The following is a 22,231-nucleotide window of genomic DNA, read 5'->3' as shown; positions in this document are numbered from 1 at the left end:
ACCGCTGCCCGGATGACGGCGCCCGGCTGCCCGCTATCTCGGCCCCGATCCGACCCGCGAGAGACCATGACCGATACGCCTGTGGCCGATGCCCTCGAAGCCTTCCGCGCCTCCGGCTCGTCCTGGCTGACGCTGCCGTTCTTCGCCGATGGTCAGGCCGACGTCGTGGCGGCCCGTGTCGACGGACGAATCGCCGCGGGGGCCCAGGTGCTGCCGGCGCCGGACCGGATCTTCCGCGCCTTGAGGGAGACGCCGCTGCAGGACGTCAAGGCGGTGATTCTCGGACAGGATCCTTACCCGACCCCGGGCGACGCCAACGGCCTCGCCTTCTCGTTCGTTGGGGCGGGGCGCCTACCCGCGTCGTTGCGGGTGATCCTGGCGGAGGCCGGATCCGACCGCGCCGCCGGCGGCGACCTGACGCCCTGGGCACGGCAGGGCGTCTTCCTGCTCAACAGCGCCCTCACCGTCGAGGCCGGCAAGGCCGGAGCGCATCTGCGCTATGGCTGGGCCGCACTCACCGACGAGGCGGTGCGCGCGGTCTCGGACCGCCCGGAGCCGGCGGTGTTCCTGCTCTGGGGCGCGCAGGCGCGGGCCAGGGCCGCGCTGATCGACGCGGACCGCCACGGCGTGTTCGAGAGCGGTCACCCCTCCCCGCTCAACCGCGCCCGGGACTTCCCCGGTTCCGACCCGTTCGGCCGGGCCAACCGCTGGCTCGCCGCGCAGGGGCGCCGCCCGATCGACTGGCGCCTCGGCTGACGCCGTCGCCGATCTCTATTGCGGCTTGGCGGGTTCGGCCGGCTCCGCAGGCGTCTTGGTCGGGGCGCCCGGCTCCTGGCCCGCCGGCAGGAGCACGTTCTTGGCCACCGTGCCCTCTGGCCCGTACTCGCCAGCGACGGCGAGACAGGCCTGGTCGCGGTTCTGCGCCATCTGGTTCGACATCAGCGTGAACATGGTTTGCACACGGTTGCCGAACGGCCCCCGCGGCTGAACGTCGGCGATCTGAACATTCTGCTTCGCCAGGAGGGCCTCGAATTGCGCGCTGCCTATCCGGTAGCCGCAGACATTGGAGGCGGCGAAGATGTAGGAGGCGAATTCCAGGGCGCGCGGCGACGGCGCGTTGCGGATCTGCGCCTGTGCCGGCAATGCCGTCAGCGCGGCGGCGGCGAGGAGGGCGATCCGGGTCGTGGTCGGGCGCATGCGCGGTGGTTTCCTCGATCGAGCGGGGCCTCTTGCGGGCCACGTCTGGCACCGGGACATAGGCCGGTCCGGTGCGCACGCCAATGCGACGGAATTTGTCGGCAATCCGCGCATCTACTTTCACGGCCTGTTGGCCATAGGGGCAGTCCCTGCCCGGCAGGCCGACGAAAACGGCGTCGTTTTTCGGTGGAACGCCGGCGCGTGAGAGAGTGTTAACCTGCTCGCGTCACGCCAGAGCCTGCAATTTGTCCAGATTCAGGCGGTCCGCATCGCATGTACGGCGTCCATCCTCCTGCGGCATTCCTTCCAGTCCCGGCGCGGGACGCCGACCGGCGCGTCCGGACAGGCGATGCGGGAGGGGCCAACGCGGATCGTCGCGTGGCACCGTCCGGACCCGCCGCCGCGATCTGCCCGCACCGATTTTCCCGCTGGGCCTGGAGCGAGGGCCTGCGCGCCGGTCAGACCGTGGCGCTTCTGGTGCAGGATCTCGGTCAGGCCGAGGCCATGCGGCTCGGCCTCGTCCGTCTCGGCCTGCGCGTGGTTTGCCTGGACTGCGCCGGCCGCGGCCAGGCCCTCGCCGATAGCCTGTCCCAGTCGGATGCCGCGCTGGTCGTCGTCGATACAAACCTCGCCGATGTCTATGCCGGGCTGATGGGTCGGCTCGCCAGCTATCCCGCCGTCTGGTGGAACGGCCCGGGCGCCGACTACGCCAGCCTCGACCTCGCCCTCGCCGAGCAGGCCTGACGGGCAGCCCACCCGGTCCGGGACCGGTGCCCGCGCACCGCGCGCCGCCGGGTTGGTTCGAGGACGGCCGACGGCGCGGCTCGCCGCGCCGGCATCGCGGAGCCGGAGCCGGCGTGCTAACCTCGCTTGACGAGATCGGCCCCGTGCCAGGGAGGCCGGCACCGGGAGACGCCGCGATGACCTCAGCCACGGCCCACGCCGCGACAGCTCCGGAAGCGCCGGTACTGCTGCGCAGCGACGCCGACGGGGTCGCGACCCTGACGCTCAATCGGCCCCAGGCGCGCAACGCCCTGTCGATGGCCCTCATGGGCGCCCTCCAGGATCAGCTCGACGCCATCCGCGCGGATCCGGCGGTCCGGGTCGTGATTCTCCAGGGGGCGGGGCCCGCCTTCTGCGCCGGGCACGATCTCAAGGAGATGCGGACCGATCCCTCCCGCGCGGCGACAGAGGCGGTGTTCCGCACCTGCGCCCGGCTGATGCTGAGCCTGACGCGCCTGCCGCAGCCGGTGATCGCCCGGGTTCACGGGATCGCCACCGCCGCCGGCTGCCAGCTCGTCGCCACCTGCGACCTCGCCGTCTGCACCGAGACGGCCCGTTTCGCCACGCCGGGGGTGCAGATCGGCCTGTTCTGCTCGACCCCGATGGTCGCCCTGTCGCGCGCCGTCTCGCGCAAGGCCGCGCTGGAGATGCTTCTGGTGGGCGAGCCGATCGACGCCGCGGAGGCCCTGCGGATCGGCCTCGTCAATCGGGTGGTCCCGGAGGCGGAACTCGACGCGGCGGTCGGCGCCCTGGCGACGCGGATCGCCGGGAAGGCCCGGCGTGTCCTGGCGATCGGCAAGGAGGCGTTCGGTCGCCAGCTCGAGATGGGTCTCGAGGACGCCTACGGCTACGCCGCCGAGGTGATGACGCGGAACATGATGATGGCCGACGCCCAGGAGGGCATCGACGCCTTCCTGGGCAAGAGGCCGCCGCGCTGGGAGCCGTGAGGCCGCGAGATCGCGCGCGGTGGCGCGATACGACGCAGGCCGGTCGGCGCCGCGCTTATAGGTAACGACGCGCCCTGCCCTAGGTGGTTCGGCACACCCGATCCTGTCGGATGCGGCGCCGCAACGCGGAACGGCTGATGAGCACCATCGACCTGTTCGGACTGACGCTGGCCTTCTACGGGGCGATGCCGCCGCCGCGACCGCCGCGGCCGGATCGCAACGGCGCGACATGGGCCGCCGCTGTGATCTTCGGGGGCATCTGCCTCGCCACGATCGGTCCCATGATCACCATCTGGAGCTTCCACCGGCCCTACGCCGAAGCCAAGGCGCGCTGCATCGCCTCGGGCGGGCGGGTCCTGTATGGGGCGCTGGACGGCAGCGGCCCCTATCGCTGCGAGCGGCCCGCCGGGACCGCCGCCATTGCGCATCCGGCCAAGCCGGCGGATTAATCCCGCCCGCCGCACGGGCCTTGGGCCAATCCGGTGCCTCCCGACGCGAACCCGGATACCGAGACCTTGGAAAACGCGCTCTTCCGCTGGGTTCAGTCGACCGCATTGATGCGGGCGGATGTCGAGGCCTTGATCGGCGTCGCGCTGGCGATCGGCGTCACCCTGCATGCCCTGCTGCGCAAGCGCCGGGTGAGCGTGGCGGTCGGCTGGATTGGTCTCGCGTGGCTGTCGCCGATCTTCGGGACCGCCCTGTACCTGACTTTCGGCATCAACCGGGTCTCGCGCCGCGCCCGGCGGCTGCGGACCAAGCCCTCCGATGCGACGCAGCTGCCCGACACCGACGACGCCGTGGTGCCGGAGACGCTCTGGCCCCTCGACCGGGCGATCCGGCGGATTACCAGCCTGCCGGCCTTCGCGGGCAATGCGGTGGAGATGTTCCGAAACGGCGACGCGGCCTATCCGGTGATGCTGGCGGCGATCCGCGAGGCGCAGGCCAGCATCGGCCTGTCGAGCTACATCTTCCGGGACGATGCCACCGGCCGCGAATTCTGCGACGCCCTCGTCGAGGCGCAGAACCGCGGCGTGAAGGTGCGCGTCATCATCGACGGGATCGGCGGCGGCTACTTCCGGACGCCCGTCTACCGCCGGCTGACGGCGGCCGGGGTGCCGGTGGCCCTGTTCATGCACTCGGCCCTTCCCTGGCGGATGCCGTTCCTCAACCTGCGCTCCCACAAGAAGCTGCTGATCCTCGACGGGCGCATCGCCTTCACGGGCGGTCTCAACATCTCGCACGCGAATCGCGTCGCGCTGAAGCCCGAGCATCCGATCCGGGACACGCATTTCCGTATGACCGGGCCCGTGGTCGAGCAACTCGCCGCCGCCTTCGCGGCGGATTGGGCCTTCGTGGACGGCGAGATCCTCGACGGCGAACCGTGGTTCGTCGATCTCGAGCCGTGCGGGCCCAGCGTCGCCCGGGCCGTCACCTCCGGCCCGGATGCGGACGTCGAGAAGATCGAGCAGGTAATCCTTCAGACGCTCGCCTGCGCGCGCCGGAAGGTCCGGTTCGTAACGCCTTACTTCCTGCCCGACGAACTGGTGACCGGCGCTCTGGCCCAGGCCGCGATGCGGGGCATCACCGTCGACGTGATCATCCCGCGGGTCAGCGACCATCCGTTCATCGACTGGGCGACCCGGGCGCATCTCGAGCCGCTGCTGCGGGCCGGGGTGCAGGTGTGGCTCGACGAGCCGCCCTTCGACCATTCCAAGGCGATGGTGGTTGACGACATCTGGTGCTTCGTCGGCAGCGCCAACTGGGACATGCGCAGCTTCCGGCTCAACTTCGAGCTGAACGTCGAGATCATCGACGCGGATTGCGCGGCCGCGCTCGACCGGTTCATGCGCGGCAAAATGGAGACGCAGCTCAGGCGGGAGGATCTCGCCGCGCGCGGCCTGCCGGTCCGTTTGCGCGACGCAGGCGTGCGACTGCTGCTGCCATACCTTTGAAGCGTCCCGGGGCATGCGCCTCGGGAGCCGGGCCGAGATGGACGATGATCGGCCGGTGATCGGAGGGCCCCCGCGGCAGCACCGCATGGGCGTGGCAGACGAGGCCGCGGGCGAGGCAGCGGTCGAGCCGCAGGGGCAGCACCTCGACCATCGCGTGCGTCGACTGACGCGGTCCGACATCGCGAAAACCCGGGATCATCGCGGGGCCGACAATGTTGTAATCGCCGAGAACCGCGGCCCGGGGCGGCAGCTCGCTGACGATGCGGCGCAGCTGGCGGCGGTTGAGCATCTGCCCATGCGACAGGTGGACGTTGGCCACGCCGAACTCGCCGAGGTCCAGGATCTGGCAGACCCGGTGCACCAGCGCCCCCGAGGGCAGCGCGATGACCCGGGGCGGCGCCGGCCAGGGCCTGGGGCTCCACATGGCCAGCCCGTGGATCCGGCCCGGCAGAGGTGCCCAGGCGTAGTGGCCGCCGATCCGGTCCAGCAGGAAGCCGATGGCCCGGGTCGCCTCCTGCATCAGCAGCAGGTCGGGCTTCTCCTGGGCGACGAGGGCGGCCACGTCGTCAACCGCCGCGCCGGTGCGCCGCAGCAGGTTCCAGCTCACGATCTTGAAGGGCTGATGCGGCCGATCGGCAGGGTAAATCGGCAGGGCGTGCGACGATGCGGCGGTGAGGCGGGCCGGGCGTGCAGCAGGATTCATCGGGCCGGTCTCGTACCTCATCGCGCGGCTCTCCCGTCACCGCCACGCTCTAACGCGCCCGGGGCCGGGACGTTCGACCGGAATCGCACCGACGCCGCGGAAGGGCCCGATCGACGAGCAACAGAGGCCGTCCCCGGCGACGTGCCCCACAGCTCGTCGCATGCCGCCGCTTGAGGCGACCCCTGTCGGCGGCCTAAGAGCCCGCATTGTGATGCCGACGGCTGCGCGCGATCGCGCCCCGGCTCGCCACCGATCCCTCCCGGAGACCGATGACCGCGTTCAGCTTCATCCACGCGGCGGATCTGCATCTCGGCAGCCCGCTCTCGGGCCTCGCCACGCGTGACGCGGATCTCGCCCGGCGCCTCGCCTCGGCCGGGCGGCAGGCCTTCGAGGACATGGTGAGCCAAGCGATCGAGCGGTCGGTCGCCTTCGTGGTGGTGGCCGGCGACGTCTACGACGGCGACTGGGCCGACACCACGATCGGCCTGTTCTTCGCCCGGCAGGTGGCGCGCCTCGACCGTGCCGGCATCCCGACGATCCTGGTGCGCGGCAACCACGACGCCGAGAGCGTCATCACGCGCTCGATCACGCTGCCGGACTCCGTGCATGTGTTCCCGGCGGCCCGCGCCGGCACCCTGCGCCTCGACGCGCTGCGGGTCGCGATCCACGGCCGCAGCTTCCAGGGTCGGGCCGTCGAAGAGAACCTGTCGCTCACCTATCCGGCGGCCGTGCCGGGCTGGTTCAATCTCGGGGTCTTGCACACCTCCTGCACCGGCCACGCCGCCCACGAAACCTATGCCCCCTGCTCGGTCGCCGACCTTGCGGCCCGGGGCTACGAGTACTGGGCGCTCGGCCACATCCACGAATACGCGGAGCTGTCCCGGGATCCCTGGATCGTGTTCCCCGGCAATCTCCAGGGCCGGAGCGTGCGCGAGTGCGGCGAGAAGGGGGCGGTCGTGGTGGACGTCGCCGACGGGCGGGTGACGGGCGTCAGCCGCCTGCCTCTCGACCGGGCCCGGTTCGAGCGGATCGCGGTCGACCTCGCGGCGGCGGCCGACCCGCGCGGCGCCGTGGAGGCCGTCGAGGCGGCCCTGAGGCCGCTCGCCGCCGTCGCGGCCCGCCGGCTGCTCCTGGTCCGCGTCCAACTCGTCGGCACCACCCGCGCCCACGACGCCCTGGCGGCCGACCGGGAGACCCTGACGGCCGAGATCCAGGCGGCCGCGCACCGGCTGCACGAAGATATCTGGCTGGAGCGCCTGAAGATCGAGACGTGCCGCCCGCGCGCCGCGGTGGAGCCCTCCGGCGCCGCCATCGACCCCGCCGCGCTGCTGGCCGAACTCGACCGCGACCCCGATTTCCGCACAAAGGCCAAGGCGGCCCTGGCCGAGATCGGTGGCCGGATCCCGGTCACCGCCGCAGCGGAAGCCGACTTCGACGCGGAATTCGACGCCCTCTGTGCCGAGGCGGAGGCGCTGGTCCTCGGGCGCCTCGGCGGCCGGCACTGCTGAGGCGATCGCCCATGGAGGTCCGATGCGGCTGATCCGCCTCGCCCTGGAGCGCTACGGCGCCTTCACGGACCGCACGGTCGAATTCCGGCCGGATGCGCGCCTTCACGTGGTGCTGGGCGCCAATGAGGCCGGCAAGAGCACCGCGCTGGCGGCGGTCACCGACCTGCTGTTCGGCTTCGGGAAATCCACCCCCTACGCCTTCCTGCACGACATGCCGCAGCTGCGCCTCGGCGCGGAGATCGCCGCCGCCGACGGCCGCCGTCTGTCCTTCCGGCGCCGGAAGGGCAACAGCCGGACCCTCATCGACGCCGCCGAGGCGCCGCTCCCCGACGACGCGCTGGCGCCGTTCCTCGGCGGACTGTCCCGGCCGGTCTTCTGCCGGGCCTTCGGCCTCGACGCGGCGAGCCTCCGGGCCGGCGGGCGCGAGATGGTCGACGTGGAGGGCGAGGTTGGCGCGAGCCTGTTCGCGGCAGGTTCGGGCCTGCGCGGACTCACGGAGCTGCAGACGACACTCGACGCGGAGGCCGACGCCATCTTCGCCCCGCGCCAAGCCAAGCACCGGACCTTCTACCAAGCCCTGGAGCGTCACGAGACGGCACGGCGGGCGATCCGCGAGCGGGGCCTGCGCGCCGGCGACTGGCGGGCGCTGAACGACGAGATCGCCGCGGCGGCCGCGCAGCTCGAGGCGTTGCGGGCTGAGCAGAAGGCCATCGCGGTGGCGCGCGCCCGGCTGGAGCGGCTCAAGCGCGTCCGGCCGATCATCGCCGAGATCGACGCGCTGGAGGAGCGCATCGCCGCCGAGACCGACCTCGCCGATGCCGATCCCGCCTGGATCGCCCGTTTCGGGGCCGCCCTTGACGCGTGCCGCGCCGCGGAAGCCGAGGCGGTGCGGGCCGAAGCCGCGCGCGACCGGGCCCGGAGCGAGGCCGAGGCGGTACCGGTCGAGCCGGCGCTGACCCACCGGGCCGACGAGATCCTGGCGGCGTTCAGCGGCACCAAGGAGTTCGAGAAGGGCGGCACCGACCTGCCCCGGATCGAGGGCGACGCCTACAAGGTCGGGCTGGAGCTTGAGCGGCTGCGCGGCCGGATCGGCGCCCCCGATCTCGCCGCGCTCGAGGCTGGGCAGCCTCCGGACGCCGCGCGCGCACGAATCGAGCGCCTGATCCGGGAGGGCCGGACCTTCGCGGCCGCGGAGGATCAGCTCGGCCGTGACCTCGCCGCCGCCCGCGCCGAGCGGGAGCGCCTCGCCCGGGAGATGGAGGCGGCGGATGCGGCCCGGGATCCGACCCCCCTGCGGGAAGCGTTGAAGCCTCTCGCCCGCCTGCACGAATGGATCGCCGCCCGCGAGACCCTCGACGCCGCCATTTGCCGAGAGGCGGCGCTGCTGCACAACCAGGCGGGGCGGCTGTCGCCTCCGGTGGCCGACCTCGCCGTCCTCGTCCGGACGCCTCTGCCCGCTCCCGATACGGTGGCGCGTTACCGTCAGCGTCTGGAGACCAAGACCCGCGAGCACGAGCGGGCCGCCGACCGTCGCGACACCGCCCGCCGGCAGGTCGCCGCCACCCAGGCGCGGCTGCGTGAGCGCGAGGCCGGCCGGCCCGTCGCCACCCGGGAGCGGCTCGACGCGCTGCGGGCGACCCGCGATGCCGCCTTCGCGTTTCTCCGCGATGCCCTGGCGGAAGGGCGCCCGGCCGGGATCGCCGAGATCGCAGCCTTCGAGCGCGCGCTCCTGTCGGCCGACCGCGTCGCCGACGAGCGGGCCTCCGATGCGGCCCGGGTCGCGGCCCACGCCGCCGACCTGGAGCGCCTCGCCACCGAGGAGGCGGAGGCCACGCAGGCCGATGAGGTCCTCGCCGCCCTCGCCGCCGAGCTCGCCGCGGGCGAGGCGGCCTGGCAGGAGGCCTGGCGGCCCGCCGCCCTCGTGCCCGGCCCGCCGGCCGAGATGGCGGCGTGGCTCGCCGAGGTGGAGAGCCTGATCGAAGCGGAGCAGCGGCTCGCCGCGCAGCGGATCGAGGCGGATCGCCTCCGGGTGCGGATCGAGGCCGCCCGGGCGCCGCTGACCGATCTGCGCCACCGCGCCGGGCTCGACGCCGCACCGGACCTCGAGATCGCTGCCGCGCTGGACGGTCTGGAAGCGCGGGTCGCCACCCTGGCAAGCCGCTGGGAAGCCAATCTTCAGACTGCCGGTCTGGTGCGCGCCACCGGACTTTCGGTTGAGCGGCTGGAGCGGGCCCTCGCCGAGACCGCCTCCCGTCGCGCCGCGTGGCAGGCCGATTGGGCGGCGGCATTGCTGCCCCTCGGGCTCGACGGTGCGGCTGGGCCCGAAGAGGCCGAGGGCGCGCTGGAGGCATGGCGAAGCGTGCCGGACCGGTTGGCGGAGCGGGCCGCCCTGCAGCGCCGGTCCACCGGCATCCGGCGGGACATGGAGGCGTTCCGGGTCACGGTGGCCACCCTGGTCGAGGCCCTGGCGCCCGATCTCGCGCAGGCGCCGCCCGCCGGTGCGATCCGGACCCTCCACAGCCGCCTCGTCGCCGCGCAAGCCCGGGAAGCGCGGCGTGCCGAGCTCGACCGCCGCCGCGAGGAGGCCGAGTTGGCGCATCGCGATGCCGCGGAATCGCACGAGGCGGCCCGGGCGACCCTCGTCCGGCTGGTGGCCGAGGCGATGCCGGACCTCGCTGCGGCCCCGACTGCGGAGATCGATCGTCTGTTCGGCCGCTTGAGTGCCCGGGAGCTGCTGCGCGCCGAGCGTCTGCGGCTCCGCGGCAGCCTCGCGGGCGCAGCCGACGGGCTTCCCGAGGCCGAGCTGCGCGCCGGTCTCGAGACCCTGCCCCCAGAGGCCATCGAGGCCGAACTGGCACGTCTGGCGCTCGAGGCCGAGGAGCAGGCCGAACGCGGGCAGGTGATCTTCGCCGACCGCGACCGCGCCGAGCGGCGCCGGGCGGAACTGGAGGGCGGCACCGGCGCCGAACTGGCCCTCGCCGAGCGCAAGGCGGCGGAGGCGGATCTCCAGGCGGCGGCGCGCTCCTGGGCCGTGCTGCGGCTCGCCGGTCTGATGCTGGGGCAGGCGGTGGCCCGCCATCGCGCGGGGCAGCAGGATCCCCTCGTCGCCCGGGCGGGCGCGCTGTTCCGCGCCCTCACCGGCGGCGCGTTCTCCGGCCTTGCCCAGATCTACGACGAGGCCGACACCCCGAAGCTCGCGGGGCAGCGCGCCGGGGGCGGCACGGTGGCGATCGAGGGCATGAGCGAGGGCACCCGCGACCAGCTCTACCTCGCCCTGCGGCTGGCCTACCTGGAAGACTACGCCGAACGCGCCGAGCCGGCGCCCTTCATCGGCGACGACCTGTTCTCGACCTTCGACGAGACCCGGACCGGCTACGGTCTGGACGCCCTGGCGGCGATCGGGGAACGGGTCCAGCCGATCCTGTTCACGCACCACCGCCACGTGGCGGACATCGCCCGTGACAGGCTCGGCGAAGCGGTGGACGTGGTGGCGCTGTAGAAGGGGCTGGAAGCGCCCCGTCCCGGCGCGCGGCCCTCCTCAGGCGCCCGAGCCCCCGAGATAGCGTGCCTCAAGATGCGCCCGGAACGCTTCCGTGCCGAGTGGCGTCCCGGTGGCGCGGGTGAGCAGCGCGTCGGTGTCCAGCAGGCTTCCGACCGCATGGACGTTCGTCCGGAGCCAGTCCCGCAAGGGGCCGAAATCGCCCTGCGCGAGGCGGTCCGGTAAGGCCGGCTCGGCCGACCGGGCGGCGCGGAACAGCTGCGCGGCGGCCAAGGCGCCGAGGGTGTAGGTCGGGAAATAGCCGAAGGCGCCACTCGGCCAGTGGATATCCTGGAGGCAACCGACCCGGTCGTCCGGTACGGTGAGGCCGAGGAGATCGCGCAGGCCGTCGTTGAACGCCCCCGGCAGATCGCGCACCGCGAGGTCGCCCGCGATCATCGCCGTCTCCAGACGGTAGCGCAGGAGGATATGGGCCGGGTAGGTCGCCTCGTCGGCATCCACCCGGATGAAGCCCGGCGCCACCCGGATGTTGAGCGCGTGCAGGTTCTCCGGCGACCATTCCGGTCCGGAACGTCCGAAGGCCGACTGCAGGAGCGGCGCCAGGAAGGTGAAGAAGTCCCGGCTCCGGCAGGCCTGCATCTCGACGATGAGCGATTGGCTCTCGTGCAGGCTCATCCCCCGCGCCGCGCCGACCGGCTGGTTCCGCCACGCGGCCGGCCGGCCCTGCTCGTAGAGGGCGTGTCCGGTCTCGTGGAGAACGCCCATCAGGGCCCGCCCGAAATCGGCCGCGTCGTAGCGGGTGGTGATCCGGACGTCGTCGGTGGCGCCGCCGCAGAACGGATGCAGACTGATGTCGAGCCGGCCGCGGGTGAAGTCGAATCCCACCGCCTCCATCAGCCTGAGGCCGAGATCGCGCTGCACCGCCACGTCGAACGGGCCGGCGAGCGGGAGCGGCGCCGGACGGGACGCCTGGATCTCGCGCGCGCGGGCGATCAGGTCCGGCAGCCAGCCGGTTAGATCCGCGAAGAGCGGATCGATCGTCGCCCGGCGCATGCCGGGATCGTAGCCGTCGAGGAGCGCATCGTAGGGGTCGAGCCCGAGGGCCGCGCCCTTCGCCTGGCCGATCTCCCGCTGGAGCCGCAGCACCTCGGCGAGGTGGGGCTCGAGGCGGGCGAAGTCGGCGTCGCGCCGCGCCTCGCGCCACACCATCTCCGAGCGGGACACGGCGCGGGAGCTGGCCTCGACGAGATCGCGGGGGACGGCCGTGGCATGGGCCTGGGCGCGGCGCATCTCCCGCAGGTTGGCGGCGGCCCAGGGTTCGAGGTCCCCGCCCTGCTCGGCGGCCGCCAGTTCCTCGGCGGCCTCGGGAGCGGTGAGCATCCCGTGGGCGAGCCCGCGCAGAATCGCGAGCTGGTCCCCGCGGGCCTCGGCGGCGCCGTCCGGCATCAGGGTCTGCGCGTCCCAGCCGAGGATCCCGGCCGCGCCCTCGAGAGCCGCGAGCCGGGCGAAGCGCTGTTCGAGAATCTGGTAGGCGGTCATGCGGTCTCCGGTCCGGTACGTCTCGCGGCCTGATGCTGCGGCGGTCACCCCGCCTGAAGCATCTCCAGCTCCAGCCAGCGATCCTCCGCCTGCGACAGCTCGGTCTCGGCCTGCGCCAGCATGGTCGAAGCCTTGTCGAACCGGGCCGGATCGCGGGCGTAGAGTTCGGGGTCGGCCAGGATCGTCTTGAGCTGGGCGATCGCCGCCTCCAGCTTCTCGATGCGGGCCGGCAGCGTCTTCAACTCGTGCTGGTCCTTGAAGCCGAGCTTGGGCTTGCCCGCGGGCTGGGCCGCCGGTGCGGCGTTGCGCTCGCGCGGCTCCTTCGCCTTCGGCGCGACGGTCCGCGCCTCGACGCCCTGGCCCCGCTGGACCAGCATGTCGCTGTAGCCGCCGGCATACTCGACCCAGCGGCCGGCGCCCTCGGACACCAGCACGCTGCCCGCCACGCGGTCGAGGAAGTCGCGGTCGTGGCTCACCAGGATCAGCGTCCCCTGGTAGTCGCCCAGCATCTCCTGGAGCAGGTCGAGGGTCTCGAGGTCGAGGTCGTTCGTGGGCTCATCGAGGACGAGAAGATTCGCCGGCTGGGCCAGGGCCCGGGCGATCAGCAAGCGGTTGCGCTCGCCGCCGGACAGGACTGAGACGGGCGTGCGGGCCTGCTCGGGGGTGAACAGGAAGTCCTTCAGGTAGCCGATCACGTGGCGGCTCTGGCCGTTCACCACGACGCTGTCGCCGCGGCCGCCGGTGAGCACGTCGGTGACGGTCATCCCGGGCTCCAGCACGGCGCGGGCCTGATCGAGCACCACCGGCAGCAGGTTGGTGCCGAGGACGACCTGCCCGGAATCGGGCGCGAGCCGGCCCATGAGCAGGTTGATCAGAGTACTCTTGCCGGCGCCGTTCGCCCCGACGATGCCGAGCCGGTCCCCCCGCATCACCCGAAGGGACAGCCCGTCGACGATCTTGCGCTCCCCGTAGCTCTTGGCGATGTCGCGGGCCTCGACCACGAGGCTCCCCGAGGATTCCGCGTCGGAAGCCTGCATGCTGACGCTGCCCACCGGGCGGCGCACCTCGCGCCGGTTCTGGCGCAGCTCGTGCAGGTTGCCGAGGCGGCGGACGTTGCGCTTGCGCCGGGCGGTGACCCCGTAGCGCAGCCAGTGCTCCTCGGCGGCGATCTTGCGGTCGAGCTTGTGCTGGTCCCGCTCCTCCTCCTCGAAGAAGGCGTCGCGCCACGCCTCGAAGCTGGAGAAGCCCTGGTCGATCCGGCGCGTCTCGCCCCGGTCGAGCCAGATCGTGGCCCGCGACAGGGCCGAGAGGAAGCGCCGGTCGTGGCTGATCAGCACGAGGGCCGCGCGGGTGCCCTTCAACTCGGCCTCGAGCCACTCGATCGCCGGCAGGTCGAGGTGGTTGGTGGGCTCGTCGAGAAGCAGCACGTCGGGCTCGGGGGCGAGCGCCTGCGCCAGTGCGGTGCGCCGCCCCTCGCCGCCGGAGAGCTTGGTGGGATCCTCGGCACCCGTGAGGCCGAGGCTCTCCAGCAGGTAACGGGCGCGGTGGGTCGATTCGCCAGGCGGCAGCCCGGCCTCGACGAAATCGAGGGTGGTGTCGAAGCCCGTGAAGTCGGGTTCCTGGGCGAGGTAGCGGATCGTCGTGCCGGGTTGGACGAAACGGCGCCCCTTGTCGGGATCGACGAGTCCCGCGGCGATCTTCATGAGCGTCGACTTGCCCGACCCGTTCCGACCGACGAGGCAGGTGCGCTCACCCGGCGCGATGGCGATGTCGGCACGGGTGATCAGGGGCGTGCCGCCGAAAGTCAGGGCGACGTCCTGGAGGGTGAGGAGCGGGGGAGCGGCCATGGGCCGGCTTATGGCAGTGTGGGGCGGCCTGTTCAAACGGCGCCGCCCCGCGACCTCGTCGGCCGGTCAGGCGATCGGATTGGCCGGACCCGTCGGCGGGCTGATCTCGGGCGCGCCCGGATCGTTGACCGGGATCTCCGGCGGATGGACGCCCGGCGCCTCGGCCGGTGTGTTCCCCGGGATCTCCGGTCCGGGCGGCTGCGTCGGGGCCTGCGGCGGATCGTAGGGCCGGTCCGGCACCGGAGCCGGCTGCGGCGGGACCTCGGGGACCTGCCCCGGATCGGCGAGGGTGTAATCGGGCACCGTAATCCTCCACGAGACCGACGGCGCACTTCGGCACCGGTCCCGCGGAAACAGAGACCGGCCGATCCGGTTCCGGAGCGCTACTTCTTCGTCAGCAGGAGGTTGCCCTCCTTGCTCGCGACCTTCTGGATCTTCTCGGCGAACAGGGCGAGCAGGAACGGCAGCTTCACCTCCAGGCGGACGCTCTCGGCGCCCACGTCGATCGTCCCGGCGACTTTCTGGGTCATCGCCGACACGCCGAAATCGAGTCGGTCCCCCGTCCAGGCGAGCTGGTCCACGGTGATGCCGCTCTTGGCCAGGAAGGCCCGCGCCTGATCCGTGCCGTGCTCCAGGCGACGCTTGGCCTCATCGCGGCCGAGGTCGTGCGGGATGTCGACGATGAGGGGCTTGGGCATGGGCACTGATCCGAGCTGAACCCGGCTGCAGATGGGGCGTCCGGGCGCGGCAGACAACGCCCGGGGAGCCGCCCCGCCCTCTCGGACGGGCGGTGGCCCGGCGCGTGCGGCGCCCGTGAGGGATCAGTGCACGACTTGCAGCGACACGTAGGTCGTGCCGCCCATGCCCAGAGCGCGGGCGGAGCCACGCGACAGATCGATGATGCGGCCGCGCACGAAGGGACCGCGATCGTTGATGCGAACGACCACCGAGCGGCCGGTCCGCCTGTTCTCGACGCGGACCCGGGTGCCGAACGGCAGGCTGCGATGGGCGGCGGTCAGTCCGTTGGGGTTGAAACGCTCGCCGTTCGCGGTGCGATGACCGCTTCCATACCAGGAGGCCGCTCCGCTCTGCGCGGCGGCCGGGAGGCTTGTTCCGACGACGGTGGACAGCATTCCAAGTGAGACAACGAGCTTACCGAAACCAAACGACATTCTCGACGCATTCCCTTTGTTGTTGTCGGGGCGGCGCCAGTCGTGTCCGAAATCGGCCGGATTATGGCAGGCATTTGCGGGCCGATTCTGTCACATTTTGGCCGATTTCGTCCTGATCATGATTATTACATGGAGGTTTATTACGGTTTGTTTCCATTTGTTTCGCGGAGAATGCATTGTTTGGATCTTTCGCGTATTCGGAAAGTACTGTCCAGGCCACCCTGCGGCGCGCCGAAATAGGCTGATTTTCCTAAGCCCTGCATCGGCTGTGACCCTGCATCCCGCTGAGCTGGAAGCGGACGCGGAAACCAGACCTTATGGCCGCCGCCCGGCATGCCCGGCGGTTCGGACAGTCCAGGCCCTGCGCTAGGGCCGGACGCCCGCAGATGTGACGGGTCATCGCCGCGTAAACGGCGCCCGGGACCGCCGGGTAACCGTTGCTTAATCTGTCGCAGGATTGTCCGAGAGCGGGGTCGGCAAAATCTGCAGCCCCAGAACGGGACGCGGCGCCGCCGAATTCGACAACGTGACCTTTACCGTACCGGAGGCATGGTCTGCCGGTCAGTCGCGTAACCGGTGTTTGCCATGGCTTCCCCGCGTACCGTGGCTGCCGACGCCGTCGCCCGGAAACAGGTCTCGCGTGCCGGGCGGCCCGCGTCGGCGCCACGGATGGGTCTCGTACCCGCCCAGCGTTCCCTACCCCTCGACCAAGTTCTCGTCGGGGATTGTATCGCGGCCATGAACGCTCTGCCGGCGTCCAGCGTCGACTGCGTGTTCGCCGATCCGCCCTACAACCTACAGCTCGGCGAGGCCGGGCTGCTGCGTCCGGACCAGAGCCGCGTCGACGCCGTCGACGACGATTGGGACAAGTTCGCCACCTTCGAGGCCTACGACGCCTTCACCCGGGACTGGCTCGCCGCCTGCCGCCGCGTGATGAAGCCGAACGCGACCCTCTGGGTGATCGGTTCGTACCACAACATCTTCCGGGTCGGGAGCGCGTTGCAGGATCTCGGTTACTGGATCCTCAACGACATCGTCTGGCGCAAGGCCAACCCGATGCCGAACTTCCGCGGCAAGCGCTTCACCAATGCGCACGAGACCCTGATCTGGGCCTCGCGCTCGGCGGACTCGAAGGGCTACACCTTCCACTACGAGGCGCTGAAAGGAGGCAACGAGGACCTCCAGATGCGCTCCGACTGGTTCATCCCCCTCTGCACCGGCGAGGAGCGGCTGAAGGATGCGGACGGGCGCAAGGTCCATCCGACCCAGAAGCCCGAGGCCCTGCTCGCCCGGACGCTGTTGGCGGCGACCAATCCCGGCGACGTGGTCCTCGACCCGTTCTTCGGCACCGGCACCACCGGCGCCGTCGCCAAGCGCCTCGGCCGCCGCTTCATCGGCATCGAGCGCGAGGAGACCTACGCGGCGGCCGCCCGTGAGCGGATCGCCGCCGTCGAGACCCTGTCGAAGGCCGCCCTTATGGTGGCGCCGACCAAGCGCGCCGAGCCGCGGGTGCCGTTCCTGTCGGTGATCGAGGCGGGCCATATCCGCCCCGGCGAGACCGTCACGGACGAGCGCCGCCGCTTCCGCGCCACGGTCCGCCCCGACGGCCAGCTCGACAACGGCCTCGTCATCGGCTCGATCCACAAGATCGGCGCCCTGGTCCAGGGCCTGCCGGCCTGCAATGGCTGGACCTTCTGGCACGTGGAGCGCGGCGGCAAGCCGGTGGTGATCGACACCTACCGGGCGGGCCTGCGGCAGGCGATGGCGAACGGCTGACGAATGTCGCGGCCGTCCGCGCGGGCGGAGCGACGCCATCCAGGCTGGCATGACGCTGTCGGATGTCGCCCTGCCCTGGGCCCCGTCGCTGCGCCCGCAATCCGGAACCGCGCCGGCACTGCGCTTGAACGCACCGTCCCGGACCGGCAGGGTCGCTGGATTCCGGGGCTCGCGCCTGCTGGCAGCCCCGGACGTGCGGTGCGACCGGGTCAGGGCCGTCTTCGGGCCGGGCCCCGGCGCCGCGGCGAGGTCGGTGTCGCGGGCGGCTCCACCTCGCCCTCATGCAGATCGTCCGCTTCGGGCGGTGGCGCGGGCGCCGGCCTCGGCTGGGGCTTCGGAACGGCCCGCACGCGCGGGCGCGGGTCCGGATCCGGCATCGACACCGGCGCCTCCATCGCCGCGAGGAGCGGCATCGGCGGCGGCTCTTTCCGGGGGCGTCCGCGCGGCTTCGCCTCGGGCTCCGGCTTCGGATCGAAGGCGTGGGCCAGGACCTTGCGCATCAGGCCGGGGAGCGGCTCGTCGTCGAGGGCGCTGCGCGGGGTGAAGCGCATGCCGGCCGGAACCGGTGTCGCGAGCGCGACACGGGCCACGAAGACCGTCAGCTCCAGCGGAAAATGCGTGAAGCCGTGGCGCACGAGCCCCGGAAGCCGCTTCCACCGGGCATCCAGCGGCGCGTCCAGGAGGGCGGCGGCGACGTCGTAGTCCGGCTCCCAGGCGCTGCCAGGCGGCTCGGCCATGTTGCCGAGCAGCCCCTCCGGCGCGCGCGTCCGCAGCAGCACCGCCTCGTCGCCGCTGCGGATCACCACGAAGGCCGCACCGCGGCGGAGCGCGCCCTTGGCGACCTTGATCTTGCGCGGGAACGTCTGCTGGGTGCCGAGCGACCGGGCGCGGCAGGGCAGCATCCACGGGCAGAGGGCGCAGGCGGGGCGCTTGGGCGTGCAGATCGTCGCGCCGAGATCCATGAGCGCCTGGGCAAAGTCGCCGGGCCGGTCCTCCGGGACCAGCGCCTGCGTCAGGCGGCGGATCTCCGGCCGGCTGCCCGGGAGGGGCGTCTCCACCGCGTAGGCCCGGCTCAGGACCCGCTCGACATTGCCGTCGACGGCGGCCTCCGGCCGGTCGAAGGCGATTGCCGCGATGGCCCCGGCCGTGTAGGCGCCGATTCCCGGCAGCTGGCGCAGGGCGTCCGCCGTGTCGGGAAAGCGCCCGCCAGCCGCCGCGACCGCCTTGGCGCAGGCATGGAGGTTACGGGCGCGCGAATAATAGCCGAGGCCGGCCCAGGCCGACATCACCGCCTCCTCGGGGGCGTCGGCCAGGGCGACGACATCGGGGAAGCGCGTCAGGAAGCGCTCGAAATACGGCCGGACCGCCGCGATCGTGGTCTGCTGCAGCATGACCTCGGACAGCCAGACCCGGTAGGGATCGGGCACCTCGCCGGCGAGCGCCCGCCAGGGCAGCACCCGCCGATGCCGGTCGTACCAGGCGAGCAGCTCGTCGGCGCGCGGTTCGGGGCCGGGCTTGGGATCCGTGGCGGTGCGGGTCGGCATGCGTTCAGGCTGCATAGCCGCAGGTCGGCGGCGATCATAGGGCGATGACAGCGCGGCCCCGTGCTCCCTTCGTCAACCATCCTGCGCTAACCTTCGCGGATCCACAGGGCCGGAACCACCATGGCGCGCGTCAAACCGCTGGCCGAGCTGATCGAGAGCTGCATCGGACCTGCCTTCGCGGCGCAGGGCTTCGCGTCGACCGACATCCTGGCCGCCTGGCCGGAGATCGTCGGCGAACGGCTCGCGCGATATTGCCGGCCTTCCAAGCTCGAATGGCCCAAGCGTCGCCGGAAGGATGCCGGCACGCCCGAATCCGGGACGCTGGTGGTGCGCGTCGAGGGCGTCTTCGCCCTCGAGCTGCAGCATCTCGCGCCGGTGGTGATCCAGCGGATCAACGCCCATTACGGCTGGGCCTGCGTCTCGCGGATCGTTCTGCAGCAGGACCGGGTCGGGCGCGGCGCCCGAGCGCCCTCCCCCGCCCGCATCGATCCGGCCGCCGCCGTCGAGGTGCAGCGCGCCGTAGCGGGGATCGCCGATGACGGCCTGCGCGCCGCCCTCGATCGCCTCGGCATCGCCGCGGTGGCGACGCGCCCGGACCGGTGAGCGGTCGATTCGGTCACCTTGCCAGGACGGTCGCGCCCGAGTACCGGCTTCGGAACGCCACGACTGTTCAATCCGGCGGAGCCTGCCCGATGACGACGCGACGCGACGCTCTCAAATTCTCCGGCCTCGCCCTCGGCGCCGGTCTCGCCCTGCCCTATCTCGCGCGGCCCGCCCGGGCGCAGAATTCCGAGATGGCCGCGCTGCTGCAGCCGGGTCCCCTCGGCGATGTCTGGCTCGGCCCGGCGGACGCCAAGTGCACGATCATCGAATACGCGTCGATGACCTGCTCGCACTGCGCGGCTTTCCACCGGAACACCTGGCCGACCCTCAAGGAGCGCTACATCGACACCGGCAAGGTGCGGTTCACGCTCCGCGAGTTCCCCCTCGACCCGCTGGCGACGGCGGCTTTCATGCTGGCGCGCTGCCAGGGCGATTCCAAGTATTACCCGATCACCGACCTGCTGTTCGACCAGCAGCCGGCCTGGGCCTTCACGCCCAAGCCTGTGGACGCCCTGGAGCAGATGCTCCGGCAGGCCGGCTACAACAAGCAGACCTTCGAGGCCTGCCTGAAGGACCAGAAGATCTACAGCGCCGTCAACGCCGTGAAGCAGCGCGGCCTCGACGTGTTCAAGGTCGATTCGACCCCGACCTTCTTCATCAACGGCGAGCGCTATACCGGCGAGATGACCGTCGAGGGGATGGAGAAGGTGATCAAGCCGCTGATCGGGGCCTGAGAGCCCTGCCGGAGCCTTGTGCGCAATGCGGCTCCGGCGCGTCGCTTGAAGCTGGAATTCCAACTCAAAATCAAAGACTTACTGTGTATGGGGTTCGCCTTGACACTCAAGATAGGCGAAACTATGGTGCGCCCCGCTTGCTGGGGGTGTCCAGCGGGTTCCAGATCCTCCTGCCCGATGAGTTTTGAGCCGTGAACGGCGACGACCAGAGGGACGGGAAAGGGACCCAGCAGACGCCGACGGACAGCGAACTCTCCGCGAGGCTCAGACGTCTCGAGACGCAGATCGAACGGAAGCGGCCGCAGGCTGCTCCCGATCCATCGACGCGCCCTCGGAACGGCGGGCCATCCTCGCTGGGCCAGGCCATGACGATCTCCACGGAGTTCGTCGCGGGCGTGATCGCAGGGGGCATACTCGGCTGGATCGTCGATCATGTCTTCGGGACGAAGCCCTGGGGCCTGATCGTCCTCCTGATGCTGGGGTTCGTCGCGGGGATCTACAACGTGATGCGGGTGTCGGGTTTCGCCGGCGCGCGTCCGGGACGGCGCGATCGGCAGGAGCCATAAGGCGCGCCGATCGGTAGGGAATGTGGGGCGGCCGACACCCGTCGGCGCGCCGGACAAGAAGGGCGGAAGCGGGAATGGCGGTCACGATCGACCCGATTCATCAGTTCGAGCTGAAGCCGCTCGTTTCGCTGGGCCATATCGGCCATCAGCAGCTCGCGTTCACACAGTCCGCCCTCTACATGTTCGCGGCTGTCGGGGTGATCGCGCTGATCACCATCGTGGCGACGGCGTCGCGCTCAGTCGTGCCGGGCCGCATGCAGGCGCTGGCCGAGATCTTCTACGAATTCATCGCCGATACCGTGCATCAGGCGACCGGCGACGGCGGCAAGCGGTTCCTGCCGCTGGTGTTCTCGCTGTTCATGTTCGTGCTCGTCCTGAACCTCTTCGGGATGATCCCCTACGCCTTCGCGGTGACCAGCCACCTGATCATCACCTTCGGCCTCGCGGCGCTGGTGATCTCCACCGTGGTGATCTTCGGTGTGATGAAGCACGGCACCCATTTCTTCGGCCTGTTCGTGCCGTCGGGCGTGCCGAAGCCGCTTCTCGCGATCCTGGTGCCGATCGAGGTGATCTCGTTCATCTCGCGCCCGATCAGCCTGTCGGTCCGTCTGTTCGCCAACATGCTGGCCGGCCACATCGCGATGAAGATCTTCGCCTTCTTCGTGGTCCAGCTTCTTCTCGCAGGCGCCTGGAGCGTGCTATCGCCGCTCCCGCTGTTCCTGACGATCGCGCTGACCGCTCTCGAGTTCCTCGTTGCGGCGCTTCAGGCTTACGTCTTCGCGACGCTGACGGCGATCTACCTCAACGACGCCCTTCACCCCGGCCACTAGTCGTCAGACCTGGCCGGCTCCACCCGCCGCAAACGTCACTGCACGTTTCGATCTGAAGAGACCTCAGGAGTTACCATGGATCCCGTCGCTGCGAAGTACATCGGCGCCGGCCTCGCTTGCCTCGGCATGGCGGGTGCGGGCATCGGCCTCGGCAACCTGTTCGGTCAGTTCCTCGCCGGCGCCCTTCGCAACCCGTCTGCGGCCGACGGCCAGCGCGCCACCCTGCTCCTGGGCTTCGCCCTCACCGAGGCGCTCGGCATCTTCTCGCTGCTGATCGCCCTGCTGCTGCTCTTCGCCGTCTGATCGGCGCCCCGGAGGCCGCGGTCCCCGCGGTCTCCTCCCGGGCTCCGGCCCGATGAACGGGTGGACGCTCCCGCGACGGGGCGTCCGCCTTCGTCCGTCACCGCGCCGGCGGTGGCCTCACCGAACGGTGTCAGTGTAGCGGTCTCATGGCGCAGCCCAATCCCCTCACCACGCCGCCCCCGGGCGCCGACACGAAGCTCGTGCCGGGCCATGTCGAACATACGGAAGCGCATTCGGGCGCCTTCCCGCCCTTCGAGACGTCGGGCTTCCTGGCGCAGCTGATCTGGCTCGCCCTGGCCTTCGGGCTCCTCTACTACCTGATGGACAAGATCGCGCTGCCGCGGATCCAGTCGATCCTGCACGCCCGCGCCGAGCGCCTGCGTGCCGACCTGGACCAGGCGCAGGCGATGAAGGCCGAGGCGGATGCCGCCGGCGTGGCCTTCGAGACCGGCCTCCGGGATGCCCAGGGCAAGGCGCGCGACATCGCGCAGACCACCCGGAACACGCTGGCCGCCGAGGCCGAGACCAAGCGCAAGGCGCTGGAGGCGGAGCTGAACGCCAAGCTCGTCGCTGCCGAGGCGACGATCCGCACGCGGACTGAAGCCGCCATGGGCAATGTCCGCTCCATCGCGGGCGAGGCCGCTTCGGCGATCGTCGAGCGTCTGACGGGTCAGGCCCCCGACCGGGCCACCCTCGACCGCGCCCTCGACGCCACCGCACACTGAACG

The 22,231-nt window shown here is 71.4% G+C and carries 22 protein-coding genes; 14 read left to right on the top strand and 8 right to left on the bottom strand.

All coding sequences use genetic code 11. The annotated features are described in order from the left end of the window. The first annotated feature begins 66 nt into the window (after window positions 1-66). The gene (locus P9K36_RS05120; protein ID WP_278306604.1) at window positions 67-756 is read left to right on the top strand and encodes a uracil-DNA glycosylase; all 690 of its coding nucleotides are present in this window, start codon (window positions 67-69) and stop codon (window positions 754-756) included. Between the two features lie 15 nt (window positions 757-771). On the opposite strand, the gene P9K36_RS05115 is transcribed toward P9K36_RS05120, so the two are convergent. Continuing rightward, complete coding sequence (locus P9K36_RS05115; protein ID WP_043353176.1) at window positions 772-1,197, bottom strand: hypothetical protein; 426 nt, start codon at window positions 1,195-1,197, stop codon at window positions 772-774. 378 nt (window positions 1,198-1,575) lie between these two features. Here P9K36_RS05115 and P9K36_RS05110 point away from each other — a divergent pair, with 378 nt between their 5' ends. The 4 genes from P9K36_RS05110 (at window position 1,576) to P9K36_RS05095 (ending at window position 4,879) form a co-directional block, all read left to right on the top strand. Next, entirely contained in the window at window positions 1,576-1,941 is a 366-nt protein-coding gene (locus P9K36_RS05110; protein ID WP_236952860.1) for an AMP-dependent synthetase, read from the top strand. 176 nt (window positions 1,942-2,117) lie between these two features. Next, a complete protein-coding gene (locus tag P9K36_RS05105) occupies window positions 2,118-2,927 on the top strand; it encodes an enoyl-CoA hydratase (protein ID WP_043383785.1) in 810 nt (269 codons plus the stop codon). Between the two features lie 137 nt (window positions 2,928-3,064). Then, on the top strand, window positions 3,065-3,376 hold the full coding sequence (locus P9K36_RS05100) for a hypothetical protein (protein WP_043356346.1): 312 nt from the start codon (window positions 3,065-3,067) through the stop codon (window positions 3,374-3,376). A gap of 66 nt (window positions 3,377-3,442) precedes the next feature. Beyond that, entirely contained in the window at window positions 3,443-4,879 is a 1,437-nt protein-coding gene (locus P9K36_RS05095; protein WP_043755835.1) for a phospholipase D-like domain-containing protein, read from the top strand. Here P9K36_RS05095 and P9K36_RS05090 read toward each other — a convergent pair. After that, window positions 4,797-5,582, bottom strand: a complete 786-nt coding sequence (locus P9K36_RS05090; RefSeq protein ID WP_236952974.1) for an endonuclease/exonuclease/phosphatase family protein — start codon at window positions 5,580-5,582, stop codon at window positions 4,797-4,799. The two genes, P9K36_RS05095 and P9K36_RS05090, sit on opposite strands and share 83 nt — an antisense overlap. 269 nt (window positions 5,583-5,851) lie before the next feature. Here P9K36_RS05090 and P9K36_RS05085 point away from each other — a divergent pair, with 269 nt between their 5' ends. Beyond that, on the top strand, window positions 5,852-7,090 hold the full coding sequence (locus tag P9K36_RS05085) for a DNA repair exonuclease (protein ID WP_278306603.1): 1,239 nt from the start codon (window positions 5,852-5,854) through the stop codon (window positions 7,088-7,090). A gap of 22 nt (window positions 7,091-7,112) precedes the next feature. Then, window positions 7,113-10,589 carry a YhaN family protein gene (locus P9K36_RS05080; protein ID WP_278306602.1) on the top strand — a complete coding sequence of 1,159 codons (3,477 nt, stop codon included), beginning with the start codon at window positions 7,113-7,115 and terminating at the stop codon, window positions 10,587-10,589. Window positions 10,590-10,628: 39 nt separating this feature from the next. Here P9K36_RS05080 and P9K36_RS05075 read toward each other — a convergent pair whose 3' ends face one another. The 5 genes from P9K36_RS05075 to P9K36_RS05055 form a co-directional block, all read right to left on the bottom strand. After that, window positions 10,629-12,128, bottom strand: coding sequence for a carboxypeptidase M32 (locus tag P9K36_RS05075; RefSeq protein WP_111474139.1), 1,500 nt, complete (start codon window positions 12,126-12,128; stop codon window positions 10,629-10,631). A gap of 44 nt (window positions 12,129-12,172) precedes the next feature. Then, the gene (locus P9K36_RS05070; RefSeq protein ID WP_043351897.1) at window positions 12,173-13,975 is read right to left on the bottom strand and encodes an ATP-binding cassette domain-containing protein; all 1,803 of its coding nucleotides are present in this window, start codon (window positions 13,973-13,975) and stop codon (window positions 12,173-12,175) included. Between the two features lie 66 nt (window positions 13,976-14,041). Further along, the gene (locus P9K36_RS05065; RefSeq protein WP_043351899.1) at window positions 14,042-14,278 is read right to left on the bottom strand and encodes a hypothetical protein; all 237 of its coding nucleotides are present in this window, start codon (window positions 14,276-14,278) and stop codon (window positions 14,042-14,044) included. An 80-nt stretch (window positions 14,279-14,358) separates the two neighbouring features. Continuing rightward, window positions 14,359-14,673, bottom strand: coding sequence for a polyhydroxyalkanoic acid system family protein (locus tag P9K36_RS05060; protein ID WP_043351901.1), 315 nt, complete (start codon window positions 14,671-14,673; stop codon window positions 14,359-14,361). A 123-nt stretch (window positions 14,674-14,796) separates the two neighbouring features. Continuing rightward, complete coding sequence (locus P9K36_RS05055) at window positions 14,797-15,147, bottom strand: septal ring lytic transglycosylase RlpA family protein (RefSeq protein WP_051044822.1); 351 nt, start codon at window positions 15,145-15,147, stop codon at window positions 14,797-14,799. 585 nt (window positions 15,148-15,732) lie between these two features. Between P9K36_RS05055 and P9K36_RS05050 the strand changes: the two genes are divergently transcribed. Next, a complete protein-coding gene (locus P9K36_RS05050) occupies window positions 15,733-16,923 on the top strand; it encodes a site-specific DNA-methyltransferase (protein ID WP_269466602.1) in 1,191 nt (396 codons plus the stop codon). Window positions 16,924-17,132: 209 nt separating this feature from the next. On the opposite strand, the gene mutY is transcribed toward P9K36_RS05050, so the two are convergent. After that, window positions 17,133-18,467, bottom strand: a complete 1,335-nt coding sequence (mutY, locus tag P9K36_RS05045) for an A/G-specific adenine glycosylase (RefSeq protein WP_278306601.1) — start codon at window positions 18,465-18,467, stop codon at window positions 17,133-17,135. Between the two features lie 120 nt (window positions 18,468-18,587). Here mutY and P9K36_RS05040 point away from each other — a divergent pair, with 120 nt between their 5' ends. From P9K36_RS05040 to P9K36_RS05015, 6 genes are all read left to right on the top strand, one after another. Further along, complete coding sequence (locus tag P9K36_RS05040) at window positions 18,588-19,070, top strand: DciA family protein (RefSeq protein WP_043383805.1); 483 nt, start codon at window positions 18,588-18,590, stop codon at window positions 19,068-19,070. A gap of 89 nt (window positions 19,071-19,159) precedes the next feature. After that, window positions 19,160-19,804 carry a DsbA family protein gene (locus P9K36_RS05035; RefSeq protein WP_043351909.1) on the top strand — a complete coding sequence of 215 codons (645 nt, stop codon included), beginning with the start codon at window positions 19,160-19,162 and terminating at the stop codon, window positions 19,802-19,804. A 191-nt stretch (window positions 19,805-19,995) separates the two neighbouring features. Next, window positions 19,996-20,370 (top strand): AtpZ/AtpI family protein, encoded by a 375-nt coding sequence (locus P9K36_RS05030; RefSeq protein WP_043351911.1) that lies wholly within the window; start codon window positions 19,996-19,998, stop codon window positions 20,368-20,370. Window positions 20,371-20,444: 74 nt separating this feature from the next. Further along, complete coding sequence (locus P9K36_RS05025; RefSeq protein ID WP_043351912.1) at window positions 20,445-21,200, top strand: F0F1 ATP synthase subunit A; 756 nt, start codon at window positions 20,445-20,447, stop codon at window positions 21,198-21,200. Between the two features lie 75 nt (window positions 21,201-21,275). Then, the gene (locus P9K36_RS05020) at window positions 21,276-21,503 is read left to right on the top strand and encodes a F0F1 ATP synthase subunit C (protein ID WP_007566773.1); all 228 of its coding nucleotides are present in this window, start codon (window positions 21,276-21,278) and stop codon (window positions 21,501-21,503) included. Between the two features lie 146 nt (window positions 21,504-21,649). Continuing rightward, entirely contained in the window at window positions 21,650-22,228 is a 579-nt protein-coding gene (locus P9K36_RS05015; RefSeq protein ID WP_043383811.1) for an ATP synthase subunit B, read from the top strand. Window positions 22,229-22,231: the final 3 nt, after the last annotated feature.

It is taken from the genome of Methylobacterium sp. 391_Methyba4 (genome assembly GCF_029691625.1).
GTDB classification, from domain to species: domain Bacteria; phylum Pseudomonadota; class Alphaproteobacteria; order Rhizobiales; family Beijerinckiaceae; genus Methylobacterium; species Methylobacterium fujisawaense.
Note: the sequence above shows the minus strand (reverse complement) of the source record. Positions and strands in the feature narration are given on the sequence as shown.

Bases quoted from the DNA above. Each gene is read 5' to 3' on its own strand.
- P9K36_RS05090 (WP_236952974.1), bottom strand. From the start codon at position 5,582: ATGAATCCTGCTGCACGCCCGGCCCGCCTCACCGCCGCATCGTCGCAC.
- P9K36_RS05080 (WP_278306602.1), top strand. From the start codon at position 7,113: ATGCGGCTGATCCGCCTCGCCCTGGAGCGCTACGGCGCCTTCACGGAC.
- P9K36_RS05015 (WP_043383811.1), top strand. From the start codon at position 21,650: ATGGCGCAGCCCAATCCCCTCACCACGCCGCCCCCGGGCGCCGACACG.
- P9K36_RS05040 (WP_043383805.1), top strand. From the start codon at position 18,588: ATGGCGCGCGTCAAACCGCTGGCCGAGCTGATCGAGAGCTGCATCGGA.
- P9K36_RS05060 (WP_043351901.1), bottom strand. From the start codon at position 14,673: ATGCCCAAGCCCCTCATCGTCGACATCCCGCACGACCTCGGCCGCGAT.
- P9K36_RS05035 (WP_043351909.1), top strand. From the start codon at position 19,160: ATGACGACGCGACGCGACGCTCTCAAATTCTCCGGCCTCGCCCTCGGC.
- P9K36_RS05120 (WP_278306604.1), top strand. From the start codon at position 67: ATGACCGATACGCCTGTGGCCGATGCCCTCGAAGCCTTCCGCGCCTCC.
- P9K36_RS05100 (WP_043356346.1), top strand. From the start codon at position 3,065: ATGAGCACCATCGACCTGTTCGGACTGACGCTGGCCTTCTACGGGGCG.
- P9K36_RS05050 (WP_269466602.1), top strand. From the start codon at position 15,733: ATGGCTTCCCCGCGTACCGTGGCTGCCGACGCCGTCGCCCGGAAACAG.
- P9K36_RS05075 (WP_111474139.1), bottom strand. From the start codon at position 12,128: ATGACCGCCTACCAGATTCTCGAACAGCGCTTCGCCCGGCTCGCGGCT.
- P9K36_RS05115 (WP_043353176.1), bottom strand. From the start codon at position 1,197: ATGCGCCCGACCACGACCCGGATCGCCCTCCTCGCCGCCGCCGCGCTG.
- P9K36_RS05070 (WP_043351897.1), bottom strand. From the start codon at position 13,975: ATGGCCGCTCCCCCGCTCCTCACCCTCCAGGACGTCGCCCTGACTTTC.
- P9K36_RS05020 (WP_007566773.1), top strand. From the start codon at position 21,276: ATGGATCCCGTCGCTGCGAAGTACATCGGCGCCGGCCTCGCTTGCCTC.
- P9K36_RS05055 (WP_051044822.1), bottom strand. From the start codon at position 15,147: ATGTCGTTTGGTTTCGGTAAGCTCGTTGTCTCACTTGGAATGCTGTCC.
- P9K36_RS05105 (WP_043383785.1), top strand. From the start codon at position 2,118: ATGACCTCAGCCACGGCCCACGCCGCGACAGCTCCGGAAGCGCCGGTA.
- P9K36_RS05025 (WP_043351912.1), top strand. From the start codon at position 20,445: ATGGCGGTCACGATCGACCCGATTCATCAGTTCGAGCTGAAGCCGCTC.
- P9K36_RS05085 (WP_278306603.1), top strand. From the start codon at position 5,852: ATGACCGCGTTCAGCTTCATCCACGCGGCGGATCTGCATCTCGGCAGC.
- mutY (WP_278306601.1), bottom strand. From the start codon at position 18,467: ATGCCGACCCGCACCGCCACGGATCCCAAGCCCGGCCCCGAACCGCGC.